The organism is Methylocystis borbori (assembly GCF_036576025.1).
In the GTDB taxonomy this organism is placed as follows: domain Bacteria; phylum Pseudomonadota; class Alphaproteobacteria; order Rhizobiales; family Beijerinckiaceae; genus Methylocystis; species Methylocystis borbori.
Genome location: NZ_JAZHYN010000078.1, coordinates 1 through 7,216, shown reverse-complemented (window position 1 = coordinate 7,216; position 7,216 = coordinate 1). Strand labels below are relative to the sequence as shown.

Genomic DNA, 7,216 nt, shown 5'->3' with positions numbered 1-7,216 from the left:
TCGACCTCGCCGCGCGTCCCGCGGGCTCCGTGACGAGCGGCCCGCCCGTGCGCGAAGTCGGCCAGCCGCTTGACATCGCCCATGGGCGGCTCGTCGGCGATCAACCGGCGAGCGCCGAAATCGCCGAGCGGCCGCCCCTCGCGCCGCCCGGCCCCAAGGACGAATATGATCTGGCGGTGGCGTCGCTGCGCGCGGGCAAATATGAGGAAGCTGAAAAATCGCTCTCGGCCTTTCTGACCAAAAACGCCAAGAGCAAGCTTGCGCCCGCGGCGACCTTCAATCTGGGAGAGAGTTATTTTCTGCGCGGCCGTCATCGCGAGGCGGCGGAAAAATATCTCGAAATCTCGACGAAATACGCGGAGTCGACGCAAGCGCCAGAGGCGCTGCTGCGTCTTGGCCAATCGCTGAGCGCCATGGGCGCGAAGGAACAGGCCTGCGCCTCCTATTCCGAGATCAACGCCAAATATCCCAGGGCGACGAGCCGCATTCGCGACGCCGCCCAGCGCGAAAGCAAGAAGATCCAATGCTAGGATCGCCGCGATCGCGCTGCGAATCCGGTTTCTCCCGTAAAGCGCGCTCTACATTTTTGGAGTCGATCGCGTTACCTGCATTGGGCGATTCCGCCTAAATGCAGCATGATCTGGCGCATGCCGCGCGAAGCCAAGGAAACCTCCACGATCGAGCAAAAACGTGAAGAAGCGCTTTTTCTGCTCACGCCCTATCCGTCGCTGCTGCTCGCGGTCTCCGGCGGTCCTGACTCCATCGCCCTGATGACGCTTTGCGCGCAATGGCGTCTGCGCGACGCGCATGACATCGCCGTCGCGACGGTGGATCACGGCTTACGCCAGGAGTCGCGCGCGGAAGCAAGGCAAGTCGGACGCTGGGCGAAGGCGCAGGGCTTCAAGCATCATCTGCTGACATGGGAGGGCGCGAAACCAAAAACGCGCATTCAGGAGCGCGCGCGCGATGCGCGCTATGCGCTGCTCGTGGACTGCGCGAGACGCATCGGCGCGCAGGCGATCGTCGCGGCGCATCATGCGGAAGATCAGGCGGAGACGATCTTGTTTCGGCTGACGCGCGGCTCCGGCGTCGCGGGGCTTGCCGGCATGGCGCCGATCGCGCGCTGCGGCGACGTCGCGCTGACGCGCCCGCTTCTCGGCTTCAGGAAAGGGGAGCTTGAAGACATTTGCGCGCGCGCGGGCCAGACGTTCTTTCGCGATCCGTCCAACGCCGATGAAAGCTATGCGCGCGTGAGGCTGCGTAAACTCGCGCCGCTTCTCGCCGCGCAGGGCCTCGATGTGGACGCGCTCTTGCGCCTTGGGACTCGCGCCGCGCGCGCCGACGCGGCGCTGACGCATTGCGCGCATGAAACATTCGAGCGCGCGCTTATAAGTAGCGATACGCGATGCGTCGAACTCGACGGCGGCGCGCTCATTGAAAGTCCGCTCGACATTCTGCAGCGCGCGCTCGTAGAGGCGATGTCGCGTCTTTCGCCGGAGCCAGCCTTGCGGCTCGACCGGCTGGAGCGCGCGTGCGCCCGCCTTGCCGCGGCGCTTGTCGCGCGCGCGCCGCTGCGAATCACATTGGCCGATATTTTGATCGAGGCGCGCGAGGGACGCCTGCGGCTTCGCCCGGCGCCCCCGCGCCGATCGTAGCGCGTAAGCATTCATCTTTAATTCCGCTTATTTGTGGCGCATTTATCGCGCGAGCGACGAACGGCCAAGCATGCGGTCCTATTATCCCCTCTCTTCAAGCAAGTCTTGGCAAGGGGGCGAGGCGCGCCTAAATTAGGCGGATGACCGGAGCGCTGCGGGGGATAAGCCCGACCGAGCGGCTCCTCGACAGGCTTTCCCAATGAACGCACACTTCAGGAATCTCGCGCTATGGGCCATCATCGGCCTTTTGGTCGTGGCGCTCGTGATGCTGTTTCAGCAGCCGGGCCAGCGCACGCCCATCCGCGATATTTCATACAGCGAGTTGCTGACGCAGATCGATCAGGGCCGCGTACATGACGTGACCATCGCCGGCAATGAGATTGTCGGCCACTTTAATGACAATCGTCCCTTCACGACCTATGCGCCCGATGACGCCAATCTGGTGCCGCGGCTGCAGGCCAAGGGCGTGTCGATCAGCGCCAAATCGAACAATGAAGGCAGCAGCTTCCTCTTCACGCTGCTGCTCAATGCGCTGCCGCTCGTGGCCTTTCTCGCCATTTGGATTTTCCTTGCGCGCCAGATGCAGGGCGGCGCCGGCCGCGCGATGGGCTTTGGCAAGTCGAAGGCGAAGCTGCTCACTGAGACGCAGGGACGCGTGACCTTCGAGGATGTCGCCGGCGTCGACGAAGCCAAGGAAGATCTCCAGGAGATCGTCGAATTCCTGCGCGATCCGCAAAAGTTCCAGCGCCTCGGCGGACGCATTCCGCGCGGCGTCTTGCTCGTCGGCCCGCCCGGCACCGGCAAGACGCTGCTCGCCCGCGCCATCGCCGGCGAGGCTGGCGTGCCCTTCTTCTCGATCTCGGGCTCCGACTTCGTCGAAATGTTCGTCGGCGTCGGCGCCTCGCGCGTGCGCGACATGTTCGAGCAGGCCAAGAAGAACGCGCCCTGCATCATCTTCGTCGACGAGATCGACGCGGTGGGCCGTCACCGCGGCGCCGGTCTTGGCGGCGGCAATGACGAGCGCGAGCAGACCCTGAACCAGTTGCTCGTGGAGATGGACGGGTTTGAAGCCAATGAAGGCATCATCCTGATCGCGGCGACGAACCGACCGGACGTGCTCGATCCGGCGTTGATGCGGCCGGGCCGCTTCGACCGCCAGATCCAGGTGCCGAACCCGGATTTCATCGGGCGCGAGAAGATCCTCAAGGTTCACGCCCGCAAGGTGCCTTTGGCGCCGGACGTTGATCTGAAGGTGGTGGCGCGGGGCACGCCGGGGTTCTCGGGCGCCGATTTGATGAATCTCGTCAACGAGGCGGCGCTGCTTGCGGCGCGGCGGTCGAAGCGGATCGTGACGAACCAGGAGTTCGAGGACGCGCGCGACAAGATCATGATGGGCGCTGAGCGGCGCACGCTGGTGATGACGGACGAGGAGAAGAAACTCACCGCCTATCACGAAGGGGGACATGCGCTGGTGTCACTCAACATGCCGGGATCGATTCCGATCCACAAGGCGACGATCATTCCGCGCGGCCGCGCGCTCGGCATGGTGCAGGGCCTGCCGGAACGCGATCAGGTGTCGCAGACCCGCCAACAGCTCGTCGCAATGTTGGCGATGGCCATGGGCGGCCGCGTCGCCGAGGAACTGATTTTCGGCCCCAAGAAAACCACTTCCGGCGCCGCCTCCGACATCCAGCAGGCGACGCGCATCGCCCGCGCGATGGTCACGCAGCTTGGCTTTTCGGACAAGCTCGGCACGGTCGCCTACGCCGATCCGCAGCAAGAGCAGTTCCTCGGCTATTCGCTCGGCCGCACGCAGACTTTCTCCGAGCAGACGCAGGAGACGATCGACGCGGAAGTGCGCCGGCTTGTGCAGGAAGGTCATGACAAGGCCAAGCAGATTCTCTCCGAGAAGCGCGCTGATCTCGATACGCTCGCCAATGGCTTGCTGGAGTTCGAGACGCTGACGGGCGAAGAGATCAAGGGCCTGCTCGTCGGCAAGCGTCCGGTGCGCGACGAGACGCCTTCGGCGCCCCAGCCGCCGCGCGGCTCGGCGGTGCCGACGACGGGCCAGAAGCCCGAACCCGATGTCGGGGGGTTGGAGCCGCATCCGATCTGAGAGACAACAATCGAAAAGCCCGGCGATTTCGCCGGGCTTTTTTCATTTCTTCGCCTGCGCGATCAGTTCCTGCACGATTTCGGCGGGACGGCACAGCGCCGCCTTCGTTCCCATCGCGACGATCGGCCGCTCGATCAGGATCGGATGCTTTTCGATCGCCTCGAAAATCGCGTCGTCGGAAAGCTTTGGATTGTCTAATCCTAATTCCTCATAAGGCGTCCCGCGCTTGCGAAGAATTTCGCGCAGGCTCTTGCCCATGCGCTTCAATAGTTTCGTCAATGTCGCCCGGTCGGGCGGGCTTTTCAAATATTCGACCACCTGCGGCTCGTATCCGGCGTCGCGCAGAGCGGCCAGCACCTTGCGCGATGTGCCGCAAGCGGGATTGTGGTAGATGATCACTTCCATCTGGACATCCGTTGAATCGATGTGCAAGGTCTCTATTAATCACTCTATTTGGTCAACGTGCGCGCCCGCACGCCGTTGCGCCTGGCGGCAATATATAGGGAGGCTGAGGCCTCGCGAAGCGCCGTGAGGCCGGTTGGCCGACGAAAGGCCCCTCCAGGAAGACGAAAATGACTCGCAATTATTTCGGCACCGATGGAATTCGCGGATTGGCGAATGAGAAGATCACGCCGGAGCTGGCGCTCAAAGTCGGACAGGCCGCCGGAACGATCTTTCACCGCGGCGAAGGCCGCCATCGCGTCGTCATCGGCAAGGACACGCGGCTTTCCGGCTATATGATCGAATATGCGCTCGTCGCCGGCTTCACCTCGGTCGGCATGGACCCGCTGCTGCTTGGTCCGATGCCGACGCCCGCTGTCGCCATGCTCACGCGCTCGATGCGCGCCGATGTCGGAGTGATGATCTCCGCCTCGCATAACTCCTTCGAGGACAATGGCATCAAGCTCTTCGGCCCGGACGGCCATAAGCTTTCCGACGAGATAGAGATAGAGATCGAAAAGCTTATGGACGGCGATCGGACGCGCAAGCTCGCCGGACCGACGGAGCTCGGCCGCGCCCGCCGCATCGACGACGTGCGCGCGCGCTATATCGAATTCGCCAAGCGGACGCTTCCCCGCAATATGAGCCTGGAAGGCTTGCGGGTCGTCGTCGACTGCGCCAATGGCGCCGCCTATCGAGTGGCGCCCGAGGCGCTGTGGGAGCTTGGCGCGGAGGTTATCGCCATCGGCGTCGAGCCCGACGGCTTCAACATCAATCACGAGGTCGGCTCCACCTCGCCACAGGCGTTGCGCGACAAGGTGCGCGAATTGCGCGCCGACGTCGGCATCGCGCTCGACGGCGACGCCGACCGCGTGCTGCTCGTCGACGAGCAAGGACAGCTCATCGACGGCGATCAGCTCATGGCGGTCGTCGCCGAAAGCTGGCGCGACCAGGGGCTTCTCTCCAAGCCCGGACTCGTCGCGACGATCATGTCGAATCTCGCGCTGGAGCGCCATCTCGGCTCGCTCGGACTGACGCTCGAGCGCACGGCCGTCGGCGACCGCTATGTGATCGAGCGCATGCGCCAGGAGGGCTACAATGTCGGCGGCGAACCCTCCGGCCATGTCATCCTTTCCGATTATTCGACGACGGGCGACGGGCTGGTGACGGCGATGCAGGCGCTCGCCGTCGTGAAGCGGTTCGACAAGCCGGTCAGCCAAGTATGCCACCGCTTTGAACCGCTCCCGCAGATTCTGCGAAACGTGCGCGCCCAGCGCGGCGAATTGGAGCGCGATTCCGTCATTCTCGCGATCGACGACGCGCGCGCGCGTCTTGGCGGCTCAGGCCGGCTGATCGTGCGGCCGTCGGGCACCGAGCCCGTCATTCGCGTGATGGGCGAAGGCGACGACCGCGAATTGGTCGAGACGCTGGTCGCGCAAGTCTGCGACGCGCTAAAAGAATCGGCCGAAGCCGCCTGAGGCCGAGGCGCGCCGTAAAGCATCGGCGCCGCGCTTGCGTGACGCCTTCTTCTCCGTCCTCTCGCGCGAGGGAGCGCAAAAGGCCATATCTGGGCGCATGTCCGAATTAAGCGAGACGGGCGTCGGAACGCCCCAGACCAACACGCCCGAGATCAGCGTCTCGGAGCTTGCGAACGCTCTCAAGCGCACGATCGAGGATCGCTTCGGCCGCGTGCGCGTGCGCGGCGAGATTTCCAACTATCGCGGCGCCCACGCCTCCGGCCACGCCTATTTCTGCCTCAAGGACCAGAACGCCCGTCTCGACGCCGTAATCTGGAAGTCGGCGTTCTCGCGTTTGCGCACACGGCCGCAGGAGGGCCTCGAAGTCGTCGCGACGGGACGCATCACCACCTTCCCCGGCAAGTCCTCCTACCAGATCGTCATCGAGTCGCTGGAGCCCGCGGGCGTCGGCGCGCTGATGGCGCTGCTCGACGCGCGCCGCAAGGCGCTCGCCGCGGAAGGACTCTTCGACGAAGCGCGCAAGCGTCCCCTGCCCTTTCTGCCGCATGTCGTCGGCGTCGTGACTTCGCCGACGGGCGCCGTCATTCGCGACATATTGCATCGCCTGAACGACCGCTTTCCGCGGCATGTGCTGCTCTGGCCCGTGCGCGTGCAGGGCGAGACCTGCGCGCAGGAGGTCGCCGCCGCGATTGCAGGCTTCAACGCTCTGACGCCGGGCGGCGCGATTCCGCGCCCCGACGTGCTGATCGTCGCGCGCGGCGGCGGCTCGCTCGAGGATTTGTGGGGCTTCAACGAGGAGATCGTCATCCGCGCGGCGGCGGCGAGCGAGATACCGCTCATCTCCGCCATCGGCCATGAGACCGACACGACGCTTCTCGATCATGTCGCCGATCTTCGCGCGCCGACGCCGACGGCTGCAGCGGAAAAGGCCGCGCCGGTACGCGCCGAATTGCTCGAGCATCTCGCCGGACGCGCGCGCCGGCTCGACGCGGCGAGGCAGCGCGGCATGGAGCGGCGGCGCAATGAGCTTGCGACTTTCGCGCGGCTGCTCCCCTCGCGCGACGCGCTCTTCGCCAATCCGCGTCAGCGGCTCGATCGCGCCGGCGAAAGGCTGCGCGGCGGCGTACGCCAGACGATGGACGAGAGAAAGCTGCGGCTGTCGCGCATCGGGACATTGCTCGCGCGGCATTCGCCGCAGGCGGAGCTCGCGCGCCTGCGCGAGAAGCTCAAGGGCTTCGACGCGAGGCTGACGCAAGGCTTGGCGGCGCGCGTCAAACTCGCCGGCCAGCAGCAGGAAAACGCCAGGCATCGTCTGGCCAATGCGGGGCGGCGATTGACGCTCGCCATCGCCGCCGGCTTCGGCCAGCGCCGCGAGGCGTTGAGCAGGCTGAGCCGGCTGCAGGACAGCTTGAGCCATCGCGCCGTTCTCGCGCGCGGCTTCGCGCTGGTGCGAGAGGCGAATGGCGCGCTGGCGCGCAGCGTCGCGCAGGCGCCGCCCGGAGCGGATCTGTCGATCGAATTCGCCG

General features: G+C 65.3%; 6 protein-coding genes. 5 read left to right on the top strand and 1 reads right to left on the bottom strand.

Annotated features, from left to right (window positions below; translation table 11 throughout):
- From ybgF to ftsH, 3 genes are all read left to right on the top strand, one after another.
- Positions 1 to 530: tol-pal system protein YbgF (gene ybgF / locus V3H18_RS16180; protein ID WP_332083115.1), on the top strand; the 530-nt coding region annotated here is incomplete at its 5' end.
- A gap of 117 nt (positions 531 to 647) precedes the next feature.
- A complete protein-coding gene (gene tilS, locus V3H18_RS16175) occupies positions 648 to 1,655 on the top strand; it encodes a tRNA lysidine(34) synthetase TilS (RefSeq protein ID WP_332083113.1) in 1,008 nt (335 codons plus the stop codon).
- A gap of 199 nt (positions 1,656 to 1,854) precedes the next feature.
- Positions 1,855 to 3,771 carry an ATP-dependent zinc metalloprotease FtsH gene (ftsH, locus tag V3H18_RS16170; RefSeq protein WP_332083111.1) on the top strand — a complete coding sequence of 639 codons (1,917 nt, stop codon included), beginning with the start codon at positions 1,855 to 1,857 and terminating at the stop codon, positions 3,769 to 3,771.
- Between the two features lie 42 nt (positions 3,772 to 3,813).
- Here the strand turns inward: ftsH and arsC are convergent, their stop codons facing one another.
- On the bottom strand, positions 3,814 to 4,176 hold the full coding sequence (arsC, locus tag V3H18_RS16165; RefSeq protein WP_332083110.1) for an arsenate reductase (glutaredoxin): 363 nt from the start codon (positions 4,174 to 4,176) through the stop codon (positions 3,814 to 3,816).
- A 167-nt stretch (positions 4,177 to 4,343) separates the two neighbouring features.
- Between arsC and glmM the strand changes: the two genes are divergently transcribed.
- Together glmM and xseA are read left to right on the top strand one after the other, a co-directional pair.
- Positions 4,344 to 5,690, top strand: coding sequence for a phosphoglucosamine mutase (glmM, locus tag V3H18_RS16160; protein WP_332083109.1), 1,347 nt, complete (start codon positions 4,344 to 4,346; stop codon positions 5,688 to 5,690).
- 97 nt (positions 5,691 to 5,787) lie between these two features.
- Positions 5,788 to 7,216: exodeoxyribonuclease VII large subunit (xseA, locus tag V3H18_RS16155; RefSeq protein WP_332083108.1), on the top strand; the 1,429-nt coding region annotated here is incomplete at its 3' end.